23 protein-coding genes are annotated in these 20,060 nt (G+C 33.8%); 10 read left to right on the top strand and 13 right to left on the bottom strand.

What is annotated here, in order from left to right; translation table 11 throughout:
* Position 1: 1 nt before the first annotated feature.
* Positions 2 to 649: an orotate phosphoribosyltransferase gene (gene pyrE, locus RLT85_RS12360; protein ID WP_311402361.1), complete on the bottom strand. Its 648-nt coding sequence runs from the start codon at positions 647 to 649 to the stop codon at positions 2 to 4.
* A gap of 7 nt (positions 650 to 656) precedes the next feature.
* On the opposite strand from pyrE, the gene RLT85_RS12365 reads away from it, so the two are divergent.
* Positions 657 to 1,280, top strand: coding sequence for an NUDIX hydrolase (locus RLT85_RS12365; RefSeq protein ID WP_311402362.1), 624 nt, complete (start codon positions 657 to 659; stop codon positions 1,278 to 1,280).
* On the opposite strand, the gene RLT85_RS12370 is transcribed toward RLT85_RS12365, so the two are convergent.
* Positions 1,248 to 2,999 (bottom strand): M14 family metallopeptidase, encoded by a 1,752-nt coding sequence (locus tag RLT85_RS12370; RefSeq protein WP_311402363.1) that lies wholly within the window; start codon positions 2,997 to 2,999, stop codon positions 1,248 to 1,250. The genes RLT85_RS12365 and RLT85_RS12370 overlap by 33 nt on opposite strands.
* Before the next feature lie 87 nt (positions 3,000 to 3,086).
* Between RLT85_RS12370 and RLT85_RS12375 the strand changes: the two genes are divergently transcribed.
* Entirely contained in the window at positions 3,087 to 3,968 is an 882-nt protein-coding gene (locus RLT85_RS12375) for a T9SS type A sorting domain-containing protein (RefSeq protein ID WP_311402364.1), read from the top strand.
* 93 nt (positions 3,969 to 4,061) lie between these two features.
* Here RLT85_RS12375 and coaD read toward each other — a convergent pair whose 3' ends face one another.
* Positions 4,062 to 4,520 carry a pantetheine-phosphate adenylyltransferase gene (gene coaD, locus RLT85_RS12380; RefSeq protein ID WP_311402365.1) on the bottom strand — a complete coding sequence of 153 codons (459 nt, stop codon included), beginning with the start codon at positions 4,518 to 4,520 and terminating at the stop codon, positions 4,062 to 4,064.
* A gap of 51 nt (positions 4,521 to 4,571) precedes the next feature.
* Positions 4,572 to 5,549: a D-alanine--D-alanine ligase gene (locus tag RLT85_RS12385; protein ID WP_311402366.1), complete on the bottom strand. Its 978-nt coding sequence runs from the start codon at positions 5,547 to 5,549 to the stop codon at positions 4,572 to 4,574.
* Between the two features lie 94 nt (positions 5,550 to 5,643).
* Here RLT85_RS12385 and RLT85_RS12390 point away from each other — a divergent pair, with 94 nt between their 5' ends.
* From RLT85_RS12390 to yaaA, 3 genes are all read left to right on the top strand, one after another.
* Positions 5,644 to 6,213 (top strand): PASTA domain-containing protein, encoded by a 570-nt coding sequence (locus RLT85_RS12390; protein WP_311402367.1) that lies wholly within the window; start codon positions 5,644 to 5,646, stop codon positions 6,211 to 6,213.
* Between the two features lie 11 nt (positions 6,214 to 6,224).
* Positions 6,225 to 7,271, top strand: coding sequence for an RluA family pseudouridine synthase (locus RLT85_RS12395; RefSeq protein ID WP_311402368.1), 1,047 nt, complete (start codon positions 6,225 to 6,227; stop codon positions 7,269 to 7,271).
* Positions 7,272 to 7,456: 185 nt separating this feature from the next.
* On the top strand, positions 7,457 to 8,218 hold the full coding sequence (gene yaaA / locus RLT85_RS12400) for a peroxide stress protein YaaA (protein WP_311402369.1): 762 nt from the start codon (positions 7,457 to 7,459) through the stop codon (positions 8,216 to 8,218).
* Between the two features lie 55 nt (positions 8,219 to 8,273).
* Here the strand turns inward: yaaA and RLT85_RS12405 are convergent, their stop codons facing one another.
* From RLT85_RS12405 to RLT85_RS12415, 3 genes are all read right to left on the bottom strand, one after another.
* On the bottom strand, positions 8,274 to 9,323 hold the full coding sequence (locus RLT85_RS12405; RefSeq protein WP_311402370.1) for an Omp28-related outer membrane protein: 1,050 nt from the start codon (positions 9,321 to 9,323) through the stop codon (positions 8,274 to 8,276).
* A gap of 8 nt (positions 9,324 to 9,331) precedes the next feature.
* Complete coding sequence (locus tag RLT85_RS12410; RefSeq protein ID WP_311402371.1) at positions 9,332 to 10,054, bottom strand: T9SS type A sorting domain-containing protein; 723 nt, start codon at positions 10,052 to 10,054, stop codon at positions 9,332 to 9,334.
* Between the two features lie 72 nt (positions 10,055 to 10,126).
* On the bottom strand, positions 10,127 to 11,602 hold the full coding sequence (locus RLT85_RS12415; protein WP_308863622.1) for a peroxiredoxin family protein: 1,476 nt from the start codon (positions 11,600 to 11,602) through the stop codon (positions 10,127 to 10,129).
* Between the two features lie 147 nt (positions 11,603 to 11,749).
* On the opposite strand from RLT85_RS12415, the gene RLT85_RS12420 reads away from it, so the two are divergent.
* Together RLT85_RS12420 and RLT85_RS12425 are read left to right on the top strand one after the other, a co-directional pair.
* The gene (locus RLT85_RS12420; RefSeq protein ID WP_308863623.1) at positions 11,750 to 12,229 is read left to right on the top strand and encodes a TlpA family protein disulfide reductase; all 480 of its coding nucleotides are present in this window, start codon (positions 11,750 to 11,752) and stop codon (positions 12,227 to 12,229) included.
* Positions 12,229 to 13,932 carry a DUF6029 family protein gene (locus RLT85_RS12425; RefSeq protein WP_311402372.1) on the top strand — a complete coding sequence of 568 codons (1,704 nt, stop codon included), beginning with the start codon at positions 12,229 to 12,231 and terminating at the stop codon, positions 13,930 to 13,932. Before RLT85_RS12420 ends, RLT85_RS12425 begins: the two co-directional genes overlap by 1 nt.
* A gap of 91 nt (positions 13,933 to 14,023) precedes the next feature.
* Here the strand turns inward: RLT85_RS12425 and RLT85_RS12430 are convergent, their stop codons facing one another.
* Positions 14,024 to 14,626 carry a DUF6134 family protein gene (locus tag RLT85_RS12430; protein ID WP_311402373.1) on the bottom strand — a complete coding sequence of 201 codons (603 nt, stop codon included), beginning with the start codon at positions 14,624 to 14,626 and terminating at the stop codon, positions 14,024 to 14,026.
* A 65-nt stretch (positions 14,627 to 14,691) separates the two neighbouring features.
* Here RLT85_RS12430 and RLT85_RS12435 point away from each other — a divergent pair, with 65 nt between their 5' ends.
* Complete coding sequence (locus tag RLT85_RS12435; protein WP_311402374.1) at positions 14,692 to 15,081, top strand: group III truncated hemoglobin; 390 nt, start codon at positions 14,692 to 14,694, stop codon at positions 15,079 to 15,081.
* 37 nt (positions 15,082 to 15,118) lie between these two features.
* Here RLT85_RS12435 and RLT85_RS12440 read toward each other — a convergent pair whose 3' ends face one another.
* From RLT85_RS12440 to RLT85_RS12455, 4 genes are all read right to left on the bottom strand, one after another.
* Positions 15,119 to 15,325, bottom strand: coding sequence for a helix-turn-helix transcriptional regulator (locus RLT85_RS12440; protein ID WP_311402375.1), 207 nt, complete (start codon positions 15,323 to 15,325; stop codon positions 15,119 to 15,121).
* Positions 15,322 to 15,789 (bottom strand): hypothetical protein, encoded by a 468-nt coding sequence (locus RLT85_RS12445; RefSeq protein ID WP_311402376.1) that lies wholly within the window; start codon positions 15,787 to 15,789, stop codon positions 15,322 to 15,324. The genes RLT85_RS12440 and RLT85_RS12445 overlap by 4 nt, the downstream gene beginning before the upstream one ends.
* Positions 15,790 to 16,014: 225 nt before the next feature.
* On the bottom strand, positions 16,015 to 16,509 hold the full coding sequence (locus tag RLT85_RS12450) for a DUF2231 domain-containing protein (protein ID WP_311402377.1): 495 nt from the start codon (positions 16,507 to 16,509) through the stop codon (positions 16,015 to 16,017).
* A 5-nt stretch (positions 16,510 to 16,514) separates the two neighbouring features.
* Positions 16,515 to 16,826 (bottom strand): hypothetical protein, encoded by a 312-nt coding sequence (locus tag RLT85_RS12455; protein ID WP_311402378.1) that lies wholly within the window; start codon positions 16,824 to 16,826, stop codon positions 16,515 to 16,517.
* Positions 16,827 to 16,954: 128 nt separating this feature from the next.
* On the opposite strand from RLT85_RS12455, the gene RLT85_RS12460 reads away from it, so the two are divergent.
* Both RLT85_RS12460 and RLT85_RS12465 read left to right on the top strand, forming a co-directional pair.
* Entirely contained in the window at positions 16,955 to 17,479 is a 525-nt protein-coding gene (locus RLT85_RS12460) for an alpha-ketoglutarate decarboxylase (RefSeq protein ID WP_311402379.1), read from the top strand.
* Between the two features lie 17 nt (positions 17,480 to 17,496).
* The gene (locus tag RLT85_RS12465; RefSeq protein WP_311402380.1) at positions 17,497 to 18,297 is read left to right on the top strand and encodes a TIGR00266 family protein; all 801 of its coding nucleotides are present in this window, start codon (positions 17,497 to 17,499) and stop codon (positions 18,295 to 18,297) included.
* Positions 18,298 to 18,523: 226 nt separating this feature from the next.
* Here the strand turns inward: RLT85_RS12465 and RLT85_RS12470 are convergent, their stop codons facing one another.
* Positions 18,524 to 19,918: a hypothetical protein gene (locus tag RLT85_RS12470; protein WP_311402381.1), complete on the bottom strand. Its 1,395-nt coding sequence runs from the start codon at positions 19,916 to 19,918 to the stop codon at positions 18,524 to 18,526.
* Positions 19,919 to 20,060: the final 142 nt, after the last annotated feature.

A 20,060-nucleotide genomic window follows, 5' to 3' on the forward strand; every position in this document is an offset into this window, starting at 1 on the left:
TTTATAATTTTGGACTCCAAGTAGAAGGATTATTTCTCCAATCTTGAAGCGTTTCTAGCTCTTTTCTGTTTAAATAATTATTTTCGTAGGCTTGCTCTATAAGCGCAGAGTAGTCACTTAACGTGTGTACTTCTAAATGCTCTTTTTCAAAATTTTCTTTTGCTACATCAAATCCGTAAGAGAAAATAGCAAGCATTCCTTTTACATTGCAATTCGCACTCTTTAAGGCTTTTACCGCATTAAGACTACTGTTTCCTGTGCTAATTAGATCTTCAATTACCACGACACTTTGTCCGCCTTCCAAATGACCTTCAATCTGGTTTTGTCTTCCGTGTTTTTTAGCTTCCGGTCTCACGTATACAAAAGGAACTCCTAAATATTCAGCAACAAGCATCCCAATTCCTATGGCTCCAGTAGCTACACCTGCAATTACATCGGCTTTGCCATAAATTTTTTCTACTTGTTTGGCCATATGGTCTCTTACAAAGTTACGAATGGGCGGATAAGATAAAATAATTCGGTTATCGCAGTAAATGGGTGACTTCCATCCACTAGACCATGTAAAAGGTTCTTGCGGGTTTAATTTAATTGCTTTAATTTGCAACAGTAATTCAGCTGTTTTTTTGGCAGTTTCTTTATCTAAAATCATTCTGTAAATGTATAAAGTTTTTGTAAATGATATTCCATTAATTCTTTCGACAAAGAAAGATATTGGAAATCAATATACTTCTATCCCAATTAAAACGGCGAAGATAAAACGTATTATTAAAAAAGTAAGTAAAGGAGAGCTTTTTTATGTAAATCTTTATCACGAAAAGGAAGATGAGTTGCTTGAAATTTTAAAAACTAAATTAAAAACGATTGTAGCTGGCGGCGGATTGGTATACAATGAAAAAGGAGAAATTTTATTTATTAAGCGTAAGGGAAGATGGGATTTGCCCAAAGGTAAGGCTGAAGATGGCGAAAGTATTGAGGAGACTTCCTTAAGAGAAGTAGAGGAGGAGACCCAAGTAGAAGGTTTAGAGATTACCAAATTTTTACAAGTGACGTATCATATTCTAAAACGAAATGGAAAATACAAATTGAAGGAAACGCATTGGTTCGAAATGAAAACCTGTTATAAGGGAGAGCTAGTGCCTCAAAAAAATGAAGGTATTAAAAAAGCGAAATGGAAAAACTTTGAAAAAAGTCAAAAAGCGCTTCAAAAATCCTATGAAAATATTAAACTACTTTTTCCTAAAGAGTATTTAATTCAGCATCCTAAAAACCGGATACACTAAATGGGCTTTTTCGTAATTGGGACTTTTCTTATGAATCCAATCCAATTGCGCATACCAGTTATTTCTAAAGGCTTTGTCTTTGGCTTTTTTGTCTTCAAAGGCTTTCTTTACGGAAGGGTTTTCTTTTAAGAAAGAAAGTGCTATGTCTTCAAATACATACGGAGAGAAACCTTCTTTTTGCTGAAGAATGGTGTCGAAAAAATTCCAATTAAAAAAAGAATCTACTGCGGAAGGCTCTAAAGTCTCTAGCAAATATCGCATTCCAGCTTGGTGCGTAGGAACAATCATATCTCCTTTTCTAAACTTTACTCTTTTAACGGAGGCGGTAACGCTAGTATTTTTGTGAAGGTAATGTCCTTCATAGGGAGTAGATGAAGTCTCAAAATTTTTGATTCTATAAACCTCTACTTCCATGAGGCTATCTTTTTCTAAAGTCTCGAAATCTATCTTATTTGCTAGAAGCCGGTCTTTAATTGCCCACCATCCTTGCGGAATCACATAAGCTTTTGGAATAGAAATACTGTCTTTCGCTTGGAAATAATCATAATACGAGACTTCTTTATGAAACGGTTTCTCTTTATTGTATTTAAGTCGGGATAGCTGAGTGACTTCACTTTTAAGCTTTTCAGCTTCATAGCCTTGAAAATCGATGGTGGTAAGCGTGTCCTTATTCACCGCATAATTAATAGGGTAGAATTTCGAGTCTTCAAAGTACTTTTGATTTTCAGCGCGGAGTTTTTTAATGCGACCTTCGCTATTTTCAATAATATCTATACAAGTGGTCATCAATTCATAGGTGCTTTCTACTCGCTGTTGATAAGGCTTTAACATGTGGGTTTCTATCATCAACCCCAGTGTGTTCCATAAAGTGGTATATCCTGTAGAATATCTAGGAGTATCGAGAAATTGAGAAAAACCTTTTTCGGGCACTTCATTAAATACATTTACATACGGAGTTATGGGAATTCCTTTTACAGCCAAACTATCTTCCAATTGGATCATAAGATTCTCTTTCAGGTATTTTCCCAAAGAGCCTCCCAATCTATTGTGTTGCGTAAGAAGATGTGTTAGCGTATATTGATAATCTGCGCCATTGCTTACATGGTTGTCAATAAAAACATCTGGATTCACTTGATGAAAAATTTCCGCGAAAGCGAACGCATTTTTAGAATCCATTTTAATAAAATCGCGGTTGAGGTCATAATTTCTAGCATTTCCTCTAAAACCGTATTCCTTAGGTCCGTTTTGATTGGTGCGAGAAGTACTGTTTCTATTTAATGCGCCTCCAACATTATATATAGGTATGGTTGCAATCACCGTATTTTTTGGCGCTTTTAAAGAATCCTGAGCAAATTTTCTCAACATGATCATAGTAGCATCTATCCCATCACTTTCTCCAGGATGAATACCGTTATTAATGAGTAAAACGGTTTTGTTTTTATGAATAGCACTCCAGTCGAAATTACTTTCTGGATCGTAGACAACTAAATGCAAAGGCTCCCCGCTATCTGTAATTCCAACCTTTTTCATTTGGATAGTTGTAAAAGCGTCGTCTAATTGAGTATAAAAATCTATAACTTCTTTATAAGTTCCCGTTTCTTCACCATTCGATTTTTCGAAGGTGGTAGATAAGTCATATTCTTTAGTGATTTTGTATTTTGATAGGTCACAGCTGGTTATAATGACTATAGTAAGGATTAAGATGCTTATGTTTTTCATAAAGGATAAAATTTCAAGTGAAAGCTATTGAATTATGAAACTAAATTAGTAATTTAGGCGCTTACAAACTTATAAACCCGAATTAAAATGAAAAAAATTACTTTATTGGCAGCTGCTTTTGCAGTGTCTACGTTTATGAATGCACAAGATGTTTTATCTCACTCTGTAGATAATTCTTTTATGGAAACTGGTTCTGTAGCATGTGCAGCGGGTGGAGGAACTCCACAGGCAACTTCTAGTGCAAACATTTTTTATAGATCTTATACTCCATCAGATTTTGGATATACAGGTGACTTTAATGTTGAAGGATCTGATTTCTTTATATCTTTTTCTGATGTAGGGGGAACTAATCCTACACATGATTATACGGTAAGATTTTATATTGCTGATGCTGCTTTCCCAGGAGGAAATTTAACTGAATTAGCTTCTGTAGATCTTCAAGCGACTGTTGAAGATGATGCAATGAAAATTGAAGCTAGATTAGATGATGTATTAACTTTATCAGCAAGTCAAGAAATTATTATTGGTCTCGATATTCCTGCATCTCCAGAAGCTCCAAACAATTTAGATATGAGAATAGGTATTAATGCGGCTGGACAAAATGCTCCAAGTTATCTTTATGCTGAGGGTTGTGGTATTACTACTCCAACACCTGCGGCTGACGTAGGAGACTTCCCTAACAATAATATAATTTTAGATTTAGTTGGAACTGGTACATTAGCAGTGGATAGTGCAATTGCTGCGCAAGTTTCTTTATACCCTAATCCAGTGAACAATGTATTAAACATTACTGTTCCTTCTTCTATTCAAATTGAAGGTGCTATGATGTATGATATCTTAGGGAAAGGTACGCAAGTAGAAGTTTCTGCTAATAATACTATCAATACTTCTTCTATAGCTTCTGGTGTTTATTTATTAACCATCAATACTAATGAAGGAAACATTACTAAAAAAGTAGTGAAGCAATAAGCTTTAAAACTTTTAGATATTTTAAAAGCTCCCATTAGGGAGCTTTTTTTATGACTATACTTATGTGATTATCGTAGATTAATTTGTTATTCATTAAGACTTCACTCGTACAGCATCTGGTACCAACATCGTATAATCCCCTTGGTTTCTAATCACATCTCTTACGATAGAAGAAGAAATATAACTTTTACCACTTGAAGTTAAAAGGAACACAGTTTCTATTTGTTCTAATTTTCTATTGGTATGCGCAATGGCTTTTTCAAATTCAAAATCTGCGGGATTTCTAAGACCTCTCAAGATGAAAGGCGCATTTTCTTTTATGCAAAAATCTACTGTTAGACCTTTATAGGTTTTCACTACGATTTTTGGCTCATCTTTAAAAGCTTCTTCTACAAATTGTCTTCTTTCTTCTAAAGAAAACATATACTTCTTGTCGGCATTAACGCCTATAGCTAAGATTACCTCATCAAATAGCTGAAGGCTACGTTCTATAATATCATAATGTCCTAAGGTGATAGGATCAAATGATCCTGGAAAAACTGCTTTTTTCATCGTAGTATTGTTTTTCTTGAAGTTACTAAATTATTGAGAAAGAGTTTCTTTCTACTGAAGAGTATTCTCTATAACGCTAGTAAACAAATCCTTTAATGTGATTCCGGCTGCTTTGGCTTGTTGTGGTAAAATGCTAGCCTCACTTAAGCCAGGACATGTGTTTACTTCTAGGAAATGAGGTTCATTATTATGAAAAATGAATTCTGCTCTCGTTAAGCCCTTTAGTTTTAAAGTTTTAAAAATTTTAATGGCTTGTCGTTTAACTTCTTCCGTTTGTTCTTTAGTGATGTTTGCTGGTGTAATTTCTTGAGACTGTCCTAAATATTTTGCTTTATAATCAAAAAACTCATTTTCAGAAATAATTTCAGTAACAGGTAAAGCTATTATTTCTCCATTATAATTAATTACTCCTACAGAAACCTCTGTGCCATCCAAAAAGGATTCTATAATCACTTCTTCGTCCTCTTGATAAGAGAAGTGAATTGCTTCTAATAATTCCTGTTTCTTTTTTACTTTTGAAATTCCGAAGCTACTTCCTGCTTTATTAGCTTTTACAAAACAAGGTAAACCTACGGTATCGATAATTTCATCCTCTAATATTTCATCTCCTTTATTGATAAAATAATTGCTAGCTGTTTTGATGCCATACGCTTTTAAGATACTAATACAGTCCCGTTTATTAAAAGTTAACGCAGAGGAATAATAGTCACAAGAGGTTTGCTTCATTTTAACCGTTTCTAAATAAGCAGCAAATAAACCGTCTTCTCCGGGAGTACCGTGAATAATATTAAACACTGCATCAAAATTAACTTTTGAACCTTCAATAGTGGTAGAAAAATCTGATTTATCTATTTGGTATTTCTTGCCATTATCGGTAAGTACAAACCATTCTTCCTTTAATATATGAACCTTAAAAGCTTCGAACTTTTCTTGGTCTAAATAATCGTATACAAGTTGACCACTTTTTATAGAAATTTCGGCTTCGTTGGAATATCCACCCATAGCGATGGCGATCGTTTTCTTTTTCATAAAATCATTATTGGATAATATAATAATATCGCTTGTTAAATCTCTACAAAAATAAGGGTGTTTTTATATCTTTGCTCCATAATTTGTCAAAATAATGAGCTTCATAAAATTTTTATTCAGTAGAGTGTTTTTAATCCAATTGGGTATAGCGCTCGTAGTTATTGTTCTACTCATATTTGGTGCCTTGAGATGGTTAAATTATACGACAAATCACGATCAACGAATTGAGGTTCCTAATCTTTCTAAGCTTTCGTTAGATATTGTAGATAAGAAGCTAGAAGGACTAGAATTAAAAAGAGAAATTTTAGATTCTGCCAATTATAATCCAGATTATCCAAAATATTCTGTGATAGAACAAGTGCCTAAGCCGGGGAGTTTGGTGAAAGAGAATCGAAAAATCTACTTAAACTTAAATCCTTCGGGATATAATAAGATAGAAATTCCTAATCTTTTGGGAAGGACTCAGCGACAGGTAGAACCTACTTTAAGATCTTTAGGTTTCGAAATTGGCGATGTCACCTACAAACCCAATATCGCTAAAAACGCAGTATTAGAAATGAGGCACAAGGGTAAAACTGTAAAAGAAGGCGATGAACTTATGAAAACTTCTGTTATTGACTTGATTCTAGGTGATGGAACTCGTAACTATAATAGCGAAAATTAATATCTATTTTTATGAGTAAGCAAGAAGAAAACAGCAATGATGGAAATGATGAGCTTTATGAGCACTATCATTTTGTAGCCTCAAAAGGACAAGAACCTTTAAGAGTAGATAAATTTTTAATGAATTTTGTAGAGAATGCTACTCGAAATAAAATTCAGAAGGCAGCAAAAGACGGAAATGTTTTTGTCAATGGAGTTGCCGTAAAACAAAATTATAAGGTAAAAGCCGAAGACGAGGTTAAAGTAATGTTTGAGCATCCTCCATACGAGTCTTTGCTTACTCCAGAAAATATTCCTTTAGATATTGTCTATGAAGATGATACCCTTTTAGTGGTCAATAAACCCGCTGGAATGGTGGTTCATCCAGGTCATGGAAATTATTCTGGAACCCTTATTAATGCTTTAGTATACCATTTTGATAACTTACCCAACAATAGTAGCGATAGACCAGGATTGGTTCATCGCATAGATAAAGATACCAGTGGATTACTAGTTGTGGCAAAAACCGAGCAGGCGATGGCCCATCTTTCTAAACAATTTTTTAATAAAACCAGTGAAAGAGAGTACGTCGCTTTAGTTTGGGGAAATGTAGACGATGAAGAAGGCACCATAGAGGGAAATATAGGAAGACATCCCAAAAATAGATTACAAAATACGGTTTATTATGGAGAAGATGCAGACAACGGAAAACATGCCGTAACGCATTATGAAGTAATCGAAAGATTTGGTTATGTAACGCTAGTCAAATGTAAGTTAGAAACGGGTAGAACGCACCAAATTAGAGTCCATATGAAACATATAGGGCATACTCTCTTTAATGACGAGCGTTATGGAGGAGAGCGAATTTTAAAAGGAACTTCGTTCACCAAGTACAAACAATTTGTAGACAATTGCTTTAAAGTACTACCAAGACAAGCTTTGCACGCCAAGACTTTAGGTTTTGAACACCCTACTACTAAAGAGTGGATGAGTTTTAATTCTCCAGTGCCAGAAGATATCGAAGCCTGTATAGAACGTTGGAGAAATTATGCTAAAAATCAAAAAGAGGTGTTGGAGTAGGGCAATCTTTTTTTTGCAAAAAAAGCCGGGCTATTCGCTATATCTTTTGTTGCGCTAAGCTTCACAAAAGGATGCCGCTGCTATCCCTATTGCGAATCAATTTTATAAATGCCTTTATATAAATTCCAAATTAGGAAGACTAACCTGTTTCTTTTATAAGTCTTATCTTTATCATAAAAAGACATATGAAAATTCTTGTTTCTCCAGCTAAATCTCTTAATTTAGAGAGCGATTTACCTACAAAAAAATATACCCAACCTCAATTCTTAGAAGAAGCTATTCAAATTAATAAGAAGTTGGCGAGGCTTACTAAAAAAGAGATTGCAGACTTGATGAGCATCAGTCAAAAGTTAACCGATTTAAACTATTATCGGTATCAAAATTTTGAAGAAAAACATCTGGTTAAAAATTCTAGACCTGCTATCTATATGTTTGATGGTGATGTGTATTCTGGTTTGGATGCCTACAGCATCCCAGAAGATAAAATAGATAGACTTCAAAGCGATTTGCGTATACTTTCCGGTTTGTATGGAATGTTGAGACCATTAGATCTTATGCAGCCTTACCGATTAGAAATGGGAACCAAATTACCTATTCATCACAATAAGGATTTATATGAATTTTGGAAAGAAAAACTAACCGAAGCTCTAAATAAAGAAATGTCTAAAGATGAGTTGCTTATCAACCTAGCAAGCAACGAATATTTTAAGGCTATTCACAAGAAAGAGCTGAAAGGAAAACTAGTAAGTCCTGTTTTTAAAGATTTTAAAAACGGAAAGTTAAAGATTATTAGTTTCTATGCGAAAAAGGCTAGGGGATGTATGGTTAGGTATATTCTAGACAAAGATGTACATACACTAGACGATCTTAGGGGCTTTAACTATGATGATTATCGTTTTAGTGAAAAGGAAACTGAGAAGGAGCTGGAACCTGTATTTATAAGATAAAAAAAAGGCTAAAACTTAATGTTTTAGCCTTTTTAGATTTTAATTCATCTGCCACTTAAATTTGTTCAAAATCTTGAGTAGTGTTTTTATCTGCTTTTCTAACGTTAATGGCATTACCATCCTCATCAATTACAAAGGCAACAAACTCTAATTCTTCTGCATTCTCCACATTGGCAGGAACGGATATTGAATAGCTTTTGGTGTATACATCATTTTCAAACTCAGCTTCAGGAATAAGGTCTCCCATTAAGCTAGTGAGCGTTTCTCTTAAAACGTGATTATGTTCAAAATCTGGTACAGGGTTTACTGCACCATAATAGTTGGTATAATTTTTCTGAGGATAAATCAATCCGTTTTCTAAAACATATACTACCAGTTTCAGCTGATTAAAATTCTTAGCTTTTTTAACTCTTACATCTATACTGATGTTTCCATTTGAAATTTCATTATCGATAGCTAAACCTAACTTAGGGTTCTCTCCTTGGCTAAGATTAAGCACTTGATTAACGTTTTCTGGCTCGGGGCTAATCCACAGGGTTTTTCTATTTAAAAATCCTTTTGGATAACCTGCAGCATCTAATGTATTCTCTAATTCTGAAGCGTCATAATTAAAAGGATCATATGTACCGCTATTAGGGTTAGAGCTATCTCTGTGTATGGCAACTGCAACTGCATTATCTGTATTAGAGAATACTTCTTCAATTGCGTGCGCTACACGAGTACAATACCCGCACCAAGTACCTGTATAATCTTCAATAAGAACTCTCTTTTTAAAGTTCACTTCAGAACCATCATGGTAGGTTATGATTAAAGCTTCAGAGAAAAAATTATCATATTCCGCTTTAGCGATATATTCACCAGGGATAGAAGACGTGTAGGTGTTTCCTTCTATTAACTCGTCGTTAATATAAAAAGAGGTTTGCGCCGTTACATCTTCTCCTTGCTGAGTTGCTTTTAGAATAACCGAATTGTCTATAAGACTAGTGGTATTATTTGCCGTAATAAGAATAGGCTGCTCTGAAGGTAAAATGTCATAACTCTCAGAACAACTGTAAATCAAAGTTATAGAGAGTAATAAAAATAAAATGGATTTGAAAATCTTCATAGAATGAATTACTTCTTAATAATTTTAGTAGATGCTTGTTTTCCGTTAAGCGTTTGGAATTTAACTAAATACACACCAGCAGTTAATTGTGATGCATTTAATTGATTTGCTCCTTGCTCAAAGCTTTGGTTGTCAACTCTCTTTCCGTTAAGGTCATAAACAGCAACGTTAATTCTTTCGTTCGTATTAAAAGAAATGTTGTCGGCAATGATTGAAGAGTTTAAGGTTACTCCTAAGCCTTCCATAGAGAAGTTTGAAGTACTTAAACTAGAATCATATAAGTACGTGAATGTAACCAAATCTCCTAATTCATTTCCGTTTTCATCTACTTCATAGAATCTAAAGGTGTAATCAACGGGAGCTTCTGTATTGTCTCCTGGATAACTACTAAAAAAATGATCAAATTGTCCATTGTCACCACCAGGTTGTAAAATTAAAGGGCCATTAAGTGGGTAGGTGTTTCCTATTGCAATATTTGCATAACACGTTCCTCCCACACAAAACTGTAAATTACTTCCTGAAGCATTATTCATATTAACCACTTCGGCTAGAATACGAACGGCTTCATCCCCTTGGTTTGTGATAAAAATAGGTAACTCTATTCCTAATTCTGAGTAAGAGTAGGTTTCATTATTTACAATTGGAGTATCGTTTTCTTCCGTAATAATGATTTGAGCGTTACTGTAAGTAAATGCGCAAAGCGCAAGAATAAATAGGTTTAATTTTTTCATAGTATTTGGGTTTTTGAAAAACACAAGGGTCTAAACAGCAATACTGGGTAAACCCTTATGGTTAATTATAATTTATTTTAAGATAAGCTTCGTTGTTTTTTGCATGTCGTTAGATTCCACTTTAACAAAGTAAATTCCAGTTTCTAAAGAAGATAGGTTTACTTCCTCATTAGCCTTAAGATCATTTTTGGTAAAGACTTGCTTTCCTGTAAGATCAAATACATTCATAGTGTAATTATCTAACTGACTAACAAAAATACTTCCGTTAGAAGGGTTTGGATAAATAGAAATTTGAATGTCATCAAAATTCTCTGTCGCTAAGGTAGTTACATTAAAGGCCGATCCTCTTACAAATTCTGATGTAAAACTTGGTGCATCTTCATTATATACAGTTACGCCGTTAGAAACAATTTCAATACCGGCATTAGGGTTACTTCCCCAACCGTCTCCCCAGTTGTCTAAGAATACTACATCGTAACAATCAGTTGATGGAAGGTTTACTTCGTGAATTTTTGTGGTGTTTGCATTAGATCCACCTCCGTTAGGACTTCCAGAATATGGTCCATAACTTTCAACAACATTACCAGCACTATTTCTAATTTCCCACGAAATTTCTGTAGGATAATTATCAGTTCTTACTTTAACAGTGATGTTATTTGAAGCCTCCTCAGAAACAATAAAATCGTACGCTCTTGTAGTCATTTCTGTTGTAGTATTGTGAGGAGTTTGACCGTTAATTCCAGTTAATTCAGCAGTGTATGTAGCATTTAAATCTATACTTACATCTTCAAAAAAAGCAGAGTCGTGCTCAAATTGGTTTACATTTCCTGAAAAGCTTGAAGTAGCTATTACTGTACCGTTTTCTTTTAAAACTACAGTAGCATCGGTAATATTGTTATTTCCATAGTTTGTAATGCTGAAAGGAATATTTGCTGTAGTACTACAAACATAAACCTCATCGCTTATTAATTCTAACATACCGTGGTTTGGAACACCAGTTACATTGTTACCTCCACAAAAATTTCCAACTCTAGTTAATACTTCGCTTGGTGTAAGGTAAGCAGTTTGAGAGCTATTTACAGTTCCAACTTCATACACTGTTTGATCTGTAGAACAAATACCAAATAGAGTAGGGTAGTAGGCAATTTGATAACTACTTGCAATACTGGCGTCATCTATAATTGGATATGGAGTATTTGCTAACCAATCACCTTGCGATGAACCTGTTTGTCCCATTAAATCTGCCATCGTAGTTTGAGCGTCTCCTTCAATAAAAAGAACAACTATCTCGTCAGATCCGGGTGCAGCATAAGCATAATGTAATTTTTTTAAAGTTTCAGCTTGATGAAAACCCCAACAAGGACCACACCAAGTAGCAGAAACATCCATAACAATATTTTTACCTTCACTTAAGTAAGTAGATAAAGAATGAGAATTTCCATCAACATCTGTTGCCGTAAAATCTGGAGCAGTAGAGCCGTTAGCTATTTGAGCTTGCGCAAATAAGCCTGTGGCTAAAAAGGCTAAGCTAAGTAATAATTTTTTCATAAGTTTTAAGTTAAATTTTTAACATTTACAAATATATAGTATTTATTAATTAGATGAATAAAAAAAGACCTTGAACTTTGTGATTTTCTTTATAATATTGACTTATTATTATATATTTGCTCGCTATTAACAAAAATTTAATACCCCATGAAAAATGTATTTTTCCTTATTTGCTGTTTGGTTGCTACCGTTTCTCAAGCGCAATCTCAAATGCCAAATGTTCAACTAAAGAATTTAGATAATAATTATCAAAATGTATATAAAGATTATGCAGCCAAAGATAAAGTTTATGTGTTTTCATTTTGGGCTACGTGGTGTGCACCCTGCATTAGTGAGTTAGAAGCAATTAAAGAAAATTATGCAGCTTGGCAAGAAGAAGTGGATTTTGAAGTAGTAGCCATTTCTATTGATGATTCTCGAACTATGAGAAGAATTAAGCCCATGATAAACGGAAAAGGATGGGAATATGAAGTTTTATTGGATACCAACCAAGAACTTAAGAGAGCCCTTCAAATTAACAATATTCCTCATGTAATTGTAGTTAAGAATCAAAAAGTAGAGTATGTTCATAATGGATATGCAGAAGGTGGAGAAGAAGAATTATTCGAAAAGATAAAATCTCTTTAATGGTTAAGAAAATTATTTTTTTATTGGGCGGAGTGATAGCTTTATCTACTTCTGCCACGGCTCAAGATACTATTAATGAACCCAATAAAATACAAGGAAGATTCTTTGGTGGAGTAGAGTCCAATTCGCAATACTATGTAGATGATCCAAAATTGGGAGACTTTTTGTACGAAGACCGCTTTAGATCTAACAATTATATCAATGTAAATTATAACTACGGAAGGTTTACTGCAGGAATTCAAGTGGAAGCCTATGAGAAAAATGCGCTTTTAAATTATAATCCTAAATTTAAAGGAACAGATTTAGCTACTTTTTATCTAGATTATAAATCAGAAAAACTAGACATTACTGTTGGTCATTTCTACGAGCAATTTGGGAGTGGATTAATCTTGAGAACTTGGGAAGACAGAGCTTTAGGAATAAACAATGCGCTTCGCGGAGGACGCATTGAGTTTAGACCTAATAACAATATAAGTTTAAAAGCACTTTACGGAAGACAACGCAGTGGGTTTACCGTGTCTGACGGTCATATTTTTGGATTCGATTCTGAATTTTACCTAACCGATTACCTTAACTTCGAAAAATCAGACTTATCTGTTGGAGCTTCTTATGTAGGAAGGTATGAAAAAACCGATATTGAAAATCCGCAATTTTCTGAATTAACGAATGCCATGGCTTTTCGCTTTAACTTTTTTAGAGGTTCATTTTACGCCAGTGGGGAAGCCAACTATAAAACAGAAGATGCAGTATTAAGCGCCCAAAATGATATTAATGGAGATTATGTGAAACCTGGAAGCGCTTATTTGTTAAACTTCGGTTACACTAAAAGTGGATTGGGAATAGACGTCACTTTGAGACGTTTAGAGAATATGGGATTTTATTCAGAACGTGTGCCAGAGAACTTAGGGGATAATAATACAAGTCTTAATTATAACGATAGAATTCTTAACTATCTACCTGGTTTAACCAAACAACATCATTCTAATCTGGCAAATATTTATGTATATCAAGCTCAGGCAAATGTAAGTTATTTGGGCGTAGATAAAATGAAAGCTGGGGAGACTGGCGGACAAATAGATGTTTTTTATAATTTCAAAAAGGGAACTGCACTTGGCGGAAAATACGGGACTAAGGTTGCGGCAAACGTTTCTAGTTGGTACAACCTACCGGGCGAGTATAGATTTTTTCCGCAGGAATATGACACCAAGTTTTTGGGAGTAGCTCAAAAATATTTTTCTGATTATAACTTAGAAGTGAAGAAAAAACTCTCAGAGAATTGGAGGTCTGCTTTTTATTATGTGCATCAATATTATGACAAAAGCTTGATTGAAGGCGGAGATGTGGTTAATGCAGATGTTTTAGCGTTTGAAAACACATGGGCCTTTGGTGAAAAGCAATCGATACGACTAGAGGTAGAGCATCTTTGGGCCGATGCCGATAGAAAAAATTGGGCAGGAGGAACTTTAGAATATAACTTCAATAGAAATCTTTCTTTTTATGTTTGGGATATCTATAATTATGGAACCGATAAAGAATCAGAAAAAAATCATTACTATAATTTTGGAGGCGCTTATCGTTTTGGAGCATGGAGAATAGCTGCAAATTACGGCCGCCAACGCGGAGGTTTAGTTTGCGTTGGAGGGGTTTGTAGGTTTGTACCAGAAAATACAGGCTTTACTTTGAACGTTTCTACATCGTTTTAATAGAAAATAAATCAGAATTAGATATAAAACCCAGCAAAAGTTTTGCTGGGTTTTATTAATTTTAAAACGACATCACCAATTTATTGTAGTATTACTCATCTATCAATTTCATGCTAAAGCTAATAATACCAGCGTTAATGGTTCCGCTTTCTAAGACTCCATTTTTGTAGGCGTATTCGTTTACATTGTTCTTGTCATTTGTTTTTTCGTACACATGTTCGCCTATTTTTTTTAAAGAATGAAAAGTTCCGTTTTCTTCAGAATAAACTGAGTGAATTCCAACAGGTTCTTCTAGCATCAACATTACTGCAGAATACGTGATGTCGCTTTTTAGTTCGTTTATTAGCTTTTGATCTTCATAATACTGGTAAATTCCATCCTTTAAAATGGTTTGCGTATCGCTTCTTTTATCTCCTTTTACCTCAATGAGAACTTTAGCGTTGCTAAGTTTTTTCTTATTAAAAACGACTAAGTAGCTATAATCCACTACGATTTTAGAAAATAGTATTCTTGTATTGATATGGGTCTGATTTTGATAGATACTTCTGTTTCCTTCAACAATCTTTGTTACCTTTAACGTTCCTATTTCTTTTTTATGATAAAACAATTGGTAGGTTAAACTTTGGGTTTGGCTAAACGCCGAAAAATAACCAAGCATCAATAAAAATATAAGAATAAAAGTTCTTTTAAACATGTGCAAATTTTGTTAACTTAGAAGATATACATTATTACATTGAATAAAAAATTTCACGATTAAAAATGGAAAATTTAAAAATAATTGAAGATAGAGAAGATGTAAGTTTACTAGTCCATAAATTTTATGAAAAAGTAAGACTTAATGAAGAAATAGGTCATTTTTTTAATGAAACCATAGATGATTGGGATGAGCATTTAGAAAAACTAACCGATTTTTGGGAAAGTAACTTGTTTCGAGTGAATAAATTTACTGGAAGGCCGGGATATGCACATATTAAAGTAGACCAAAAATTTAATCATAGTATTGAAGCAAAGCATTTTGGCGTGTGGCTCAACCTTTGGTTTGAAACCATCGACACTTATTTTGAGGGAGAATTAGCAGATAAAGCTAAATATTTTGCTAGAAACCTAGGGAGTAATTTTCATATGAAAATCTTTGCTGCAAGAGGTTAAAAGAATGTAAACGAAAGGTGGTTATTTTAAAATAGTATTAGCTCCAATCCTTTTCTTCCAATTGAAATAATTGATCTGTTTCTACATCTAATACTGTGGCTAGCTTTAGCGCTAGCACTGCAGAAGGCGAATACTTCTCCAATTCAATTGCATTTATAGTCTGTCGGGTTACTGCAACTTTTTCTGCCAAGGCCGCTTGTGTTAAACCTTTAATAGTTCGCTGTACTTTGATAGAATTTTTCATGAGTTATTTCGCTTTACGGAAATTAATTCCTTTTGAAAGAAGAGAATAAAAAGAATCAATGTGCTTAACATATTTAGAATTAAAACGCTAAAGAAGGCCAAGTTGTAAATGAAAAATATGGCTAGAATAAGAATGGCATAATTGCAGTACACGGCTTTAACTAAAGCGCTCAATCTTAGATTAGAAATATATTCGTCTTCTATTCTTTCTTTAGAAAAAGCGAATAAAATTCCACTTATAATTACTATAATAGTCAACAAATCGTACCACATGTTGGTTTCAATCCAACTAAAATAGACTGTATCTTTTAAGAATTCTGTAGAGACCATAGCAAACATAGAAGTTTCAAACATAGATGGAGCCCAATCCATTAGCGTCGTCACTATCAATGTACCAAAGCAAAGAATAAAAATAAAACCGCTTAGTTTTTTTACACGATGAGGAAATAAGTACGTCAATTTCATAAGAATAAGTTTTTTAGTTCTTATAAAAGTAATATAAATTTTACTAAATGTAAACTATATTTTACATTTCGATCCGATTTTTTGGATACTTATTTCGTATCAATAGATTATATAAAATAAGGTGTATGAATGTTCAATAGATGTAGCCAAAAAAATTCTATTGAAGCTAAATCTATTTCCGCGAAAGCGAAATAAATACTGAAGCCTTAATTCATCAAAAATGAATTATTCAAATTCTTGGCAATCCTCTGTAGGGACGTAAACTCCAGCCGCTTGTTGGTATACCAAAGTAGCGCCTAAATGGCCCACGTACATTAAAAATCCGTTTCCAATCAGTAGAAGAATAAGGGTAAGTCTTTTTACCCAAAGAGCTAAAGTACCAAGTTGTTGAGAAAAAAAATAGCATATAAGATCTAGCATCACAGCAACGGTAAAGATCCAAGTCGTAGTATAGGCAAAATTCTCATGATCTTTAAGAATGGTAGGATCGCAAAGTGTTCTAGCCACAATCCCATCGGCTAGATTGCCCGTGTAGATTGCAACCCAAGAGCCAATAACGCCTAGAAGCAATAAAATGCTTCCTCCCAAGCGAAAGGTTTCTCTCTTATAAAAAAGAGCTATACATTTAAACACTAAAGCTGTAAAAAGTAAAGCTATGGGAAAATGAACGGACAGAGGATGGAAAACCTCTGACCGCCAAAATTCTGGTAAAGCATTCATAAAGATTACTCCATAATTTTTACTGAAATAGGATCTAATCTATTTCCGGTTTTCTCTACCGTAACTTCTACCTTTTGATTTTCTTTCAACATAGAAAAATCTACAGTTTCGCCGTTTTTGGTTAATTTCGTGGCTTCGGTAAAATAAAGTTCAAGGGTTTTGTTGTCATCGGTAGTGACATAGATTTCTGTCTTCTCGACTTCTACCTCTTTTACTTTTCCTTGGTATGTTCCAGATTCTACTACATCTGTGCTTTCGCCACATGCTACAATAAATAGAAGACTAAACGTAAATAAAATGGTTTTAAAAAATTTCATACTATTAAGTTTTGATTCACCCAAATATACATATTGATGATTAAATCTCTAAATCTTATAAAAATTATTGGGACTGAAATTTTTTTATGTGTAAATTGACATGAAATTATCAGTATTAATTTTACTATATGAACTTTATAAAAAATCAATCTATTGCGGTTCTCTTTCTAATCTTTTCAAGTAATGTAGTTGCGCAAACTTTTTCTCCGTCAAGCGGAAATGATTTTTGGAGAAAAGTACGTTTTGGAGGAAGTATAGGTCTCAATTTTGGCAATGGTTACTTCGCGGGAAGCATTGCCCCAAGTGCTATTTATCCTATTAATGAATATTTTTCTGCAGGTGCCGGACTCAATTTCAGCTACGTAAAAGATAATAATTATAGAGCGACGGTTTACGGGGGAGGCGTTTTGGGAATTGTAACTCCAATCCCTCAAGTTCAACTCTCTGTAGAGTTTGAGCAATTGCGAGTAAATAGAGAGATAGAATATTACGGTATTACAGTGAGCGATGATTTTTGGCATCCTGCCTTATTTCTGGGTGCAGGATATAATACAGGTCCAGTAACGGTTGGCGTACGTTATAACGTCATATATAATGAAGATAAATCCATTTACGGAAGTGCTTTTATGCCTTTTGTACGTATATATTTTTAATTAAAAGAACTCATTTTATGAATGCACACGAGATAGATTACCAAATTTTTGGAGAAGAAATGCAATATGTAGAAATAGAACTAGATCCTCAAGAGGCGGTCATAGCCGAGGCAGGTTCATTTATGATGATGGATCAAGGCATACAAATGGAAACCGTTTTTGGTGATGGTTCTGGTAAAGACGAAGGTTTCTTCGGAAAACTAATGGGAGCAGGGAAACGGGTGCTTACTGGCGAGAGTTTGTTTATGACTCTTTTTTACAATAACATTCCAGGTAAAAAGAAAGTCAGTTTTGCATCGCCTTATCCTGGTAAAATTATCCCGATAGATTTAGATCGTTTTAATGGAAAATTCATCTGTCAGAAAGATGCATTTTTATGCGCGGCAAAAGGAGTTTCTGTAGGGATTGAATTTTCTAAACGCTTTGGTAGAGGTTTCTTTGGTGGTGAAGGATTTATCATGCAAAAACTAGAAGGCAACGGAATGGCTTTTGTCCACGCCGGCGGAACTACGGCGGTAAAAGAACTCGCTGCGGGAGAAAAATTGCGTGTAGATACGGGCTGTATTATTGGTTTTGATGCAACGGTAGATTATAATATTGAGTTTGTAGGCGGTATAAAAAACACACTTTTTGGCGGAGAAGGGATGGTATTTGCTACCTTAACAGGACCAGGAACCGTTTATATACAATCTTTACCTTTTAGCAGATTAGCGAGTAGAGTTTTTGCTGCAGCGCCACAAGGAGGCGGAAAAGATAAAGGCGAAGGAAGTATTTTAGGTGGTTTGGGTAATCTCTTAGACGGAGATAATCGTTTTTAAAAACCATTAATCATTTAAAAAAAAGCCTTAAAAAAAACCTGAATTCGCTATTTCTTCGGAACAGCGAATTCAGTTTTTTTTTGTTGAATAGAATTTTTTTTTGAAACCTATTCAAAATAAATTTTTCTAGCGGAAGGTATTTTATTTTGACTAAAAAAAACGAATGTTTTTCGTATAAAAGAGAGGAATTAAAATTAAATTTTGTCTCACTTCTAACTTCTAACGCCTATTCCAATTTCTCAATTTTTATAAAAACAACGTCCTCTTTTCTATCGGTGTAAATGTAATGGTACTCATCGTTTAGAAAAGCCAAGCTTTCATTTTTCACCTCTTTATTGTCGCTTAGTTCTTCAATATATTTTTCGGCATCTACTTCTCTAAATTTAGTTTCTAATGAAGCATCTTTCAAAAGCTCTAAATCTTTACTGATTACAAATGAAATAGAAGTAGATTCTTTCTTTTTTGTATAAAGCGCATCTATATCTAAAGAAGAAATATTAGGTCCCATCATCATATTCATTTGTTGGTGCTGTTGTATATGCATTTGATGCATCATCATATGATGGTGAAACCACCACATATTATGATACGAATAGTTCTGAATATTCACATAATCCATGCGTACTGCAAGATTACCTTCTTGGGTTTCATTTACGGTAAGGGTAGGCTTATTTTTAAATTTTCTAGATTGCTTGATAAAATCTTCTCTTTTTTCTAAATCATTTTCGGCGAAAGCCATTTCTTGTTGCAATGAAAGACGCTTTTCCTTTTTACCAGATTCGATATCAAAAACATTCATTTCTACATCTTCTTTACCAGAATTAACCACAAAAAGCTTGTCGTCATTTACGTAAGAGTTAGATTTCTTTAATTTTTCTAATGCGGTAGATTTGTAGTTTTTAAATTCAAAAGCCTGCTCTGCATTGGGATTTATCTGTAAAGTTTCTACTTCATCGTCTTCTTTTTCGTCATAAACTAGAAGCAGTTTATCACCCTCAAAATAGGCTTGAGATTTGGCGATAGAACCATTCTTTACAAACTCACGGGTGTTGATTACATCTACATCAGTTTTAAAAATGTCTTTCACCTTATCTTGTAAGTCTTTTGGCGTTGCTAGTTCTTTGGTAGAAGAAGAAGTGGAGTTTTCAATATGTGTAAACGTCAAATTTCTTCCTTTTCTATCTGCTTCCACAAAGATGCTTTTATTTTTTTGTTTAAAGATAAATTCGGGTTTTTCTACATCTTGCGTTTGGTTTCGGTTTAGATGCTTTCCTGTGCTAAGATCAATATCATCTATAGATAAATTACCATCTTCAAAATTAATCAACGTGAGTGTAGTTCCGTTGGTATGAAAAGAAATTAATTCGGGTTCATCTTCAAAAGATAAACTACTTAATTCTGTAATATTTTTTTGTTCATCTACATAGAAAGGAATCACTTGTTGCTGCTTTGTATTCTTATTCTTCACAAAAAGAAAATGTACACTAGTACATTTGTTAATATCAATAGACATGGTACGGTTAAACTTTTGGTGTTTTTTTAAAGCATATTTAAAGCCATCAGTAGCAAAAACACTTGTACTTATTAAAAAGACGAGGTAAAGTAGTAATTTTTTAATCATAATAGTTTGTAGGTTTTAATAGAAATAAATCTAATTAGAGTTTAATAATAACAAAAAATTCACTTAAAGTTAAGAAGTTGCTTAAAATCTCAAGGTTTTATAAAAAAAAAGTTGGGTGTCCTATAATAATTATAGATATTTA

It is taken from the genome of Mesonia ostreae (assembly GCF_031845265.1).
GTDB classification, from domain to species: domain Bacteria; phylum Bacteroidota; class Bacteroidia; order Flavobacteriales; family Flavobacteriaceae; genus Mesonia; species Mesonia ostreae.

Excerpts from the sequence above, each read along its gene's own strand:
- pyrE (WP_311402361.1), bottom strand. The coding sequence starts at position 649 with ATGATTTTAGATAAAGAAACTGCCAAAAAAACAGCTGAATTACTGTTG.
- RLT85_RS12365 (WP_311402362.1), top strand. The coding sequence starts at position 657 with ATGTATAAAGTTTTTGTAAATGATATTCCATTAATTCTTTCGACAAAG.
- RLT85_RS12370 (WP_311402363.1), bottom strand. The coding sequence starts at position 2,999 with ATGAAAAACATAAGCATCTTAATCCTTACTATAGTCATTATAACCAGC.
- RLT85_RS12375 (WP_311402364.1), top strand. The coding sequence starts at position 3,087 with ATGAAAAAAATTACTTTATTGGCAGCTGCTTTTGCAGTGTCTACGTTT.
- coaD (WP_311402365.1), bottom strand. The coding sequence starts at position 4,520 with ATGAAAAAAGCAGTTTTTCCAGGATCATTTGATCCTATCACCTTAGGA.
- RLT85_RS12385 (WP_311402366.1), bottom strand. The coding sequence starts at position 5,549 with ATGAAAAAGAAAACGATCGCCATCGCTATGGGTGGATATTCCAACGAA.
- RLT85_RS12390 (WP_311402367.1), top strand. The coding sequence starts at position 5,644 with ATGAGCTTCATAAAATTTTTATTCAGTAGAGTGTTTTTAATCCAATTG.
- RLT85_RS12395 (WP_311402368.1), top strand. The coding sequence starts at position 6,225 with ATGAGTAAGCAAGAAGAAAACAGCAATGATGGAAATGATGAGCTTTAT.
- yaaA (WP_311402369.1), top strand. The coding sequence starts at position 7,457 with ATGAAAATTCTTGTTTCTCCAGCTAAATCTCTTAATTTAGAGAGCGAT.
- RLT85_RS12405 (WP_311402370.1), bottom strand. The coding sequence starts at position 9,323 with ATGAAGATTTTCAAATCCATTTTATTTTTATTACTCTCTATAACTTTG.
- RLT85_RS12410 (WP_311402371.1), bottom strand. The coding sequence starts at position 10,054 with ATGAAAAAATTAAACCTATTTATTCTTGCGCTTTGCGCATTTACTTAC.
- RLT85_RS12415 (WP_308863622.1), bottom strand. The coding sequence starts at position 11,602 with ATGAAAAAATTATTACTTAGCTTAGCCTTTTTAGCCACAGGCTTATTT.
- RLT85_RS12420 (WP_308863623.1), top strand. The coding sequence starts at position 11,750 with ATGAAAAATGTATTTTTCCTTATTTGCTGTTTGGTTGCTACCGTTTCT.
- RLT85_RS12425 (WP_311402372.1), top strand. The coding sequence starts at position 12,229 with ATGGTTAAGAAAATTATTTTTTTATTGGGCGGAGTGATAGCTTTATCT.
- RLT85_RS12430 (WP_311402373.1), bottom strand. The coding sequence starts at position 14,626 with ATGTTTAAAAGAACTTTTATTCTTATATTTTTATTGATGCTTGGTTAT.
- RLT85_RS12435 (WP_311402374.1), top strand. The coding sequence starts at position 14,692 with ATGGAAAATTTAAAAATAATTGAAGATAGAGAAGATGTAAGTTTACTA.
- RLT85_RS12440 (WP_311402375.1), bottom strand. The coding sequence starts at position 15,325 with ATGAAAAATTCTATCAAAGTACAGCGAACTATTAAAGGTTTAACACAA.
- RLT85_RS12445 (WP_311402376.1), bottom strand. The coding sequence starts at position 15,789 with ATGAAATTGACGTACTTATTTCCTCATCGTGTAAAAAAACTAAGCGGT.
- RLT85_RS12450 (WP_311402377.1), bottom strand. The coding sequence starts at position 16,509 with ATGAATGCTTTACCAGAATTTTGGCGGTCAGAGGTTTTCCATCCTCTG.
- RLT85_RS12455 (WP_311402378.1), bottom strand. The coding sequence starts at position 16,826 with ATGAAATTTTTTAAAACCATTTTATTTACGTTTAGTCTTCTATTTATT.
- RLT85_RS12460 (WP_311402379.1), top strand. The coding sequence starts at position 16,955 with ATGAACTTTATAAAAAATCAATCTATTGCGGTTCTCTTTCTAATCTTT.
- RLT85_RS12465 (WP_311402380.1), top strand. The coding sequence starts at position 17,497 with ATGAATGCACACGAGATAGATTACCAAATTTTTGGAGAAGAAATGCAA.
- RLT85_RS12470 (WP_311402381.1), bottom strand. The coding sequence starts at position 19,918 with ATGATTAAAAAATTACTACTTTACCTCGTCTTTTTAATAAGTACAAGT.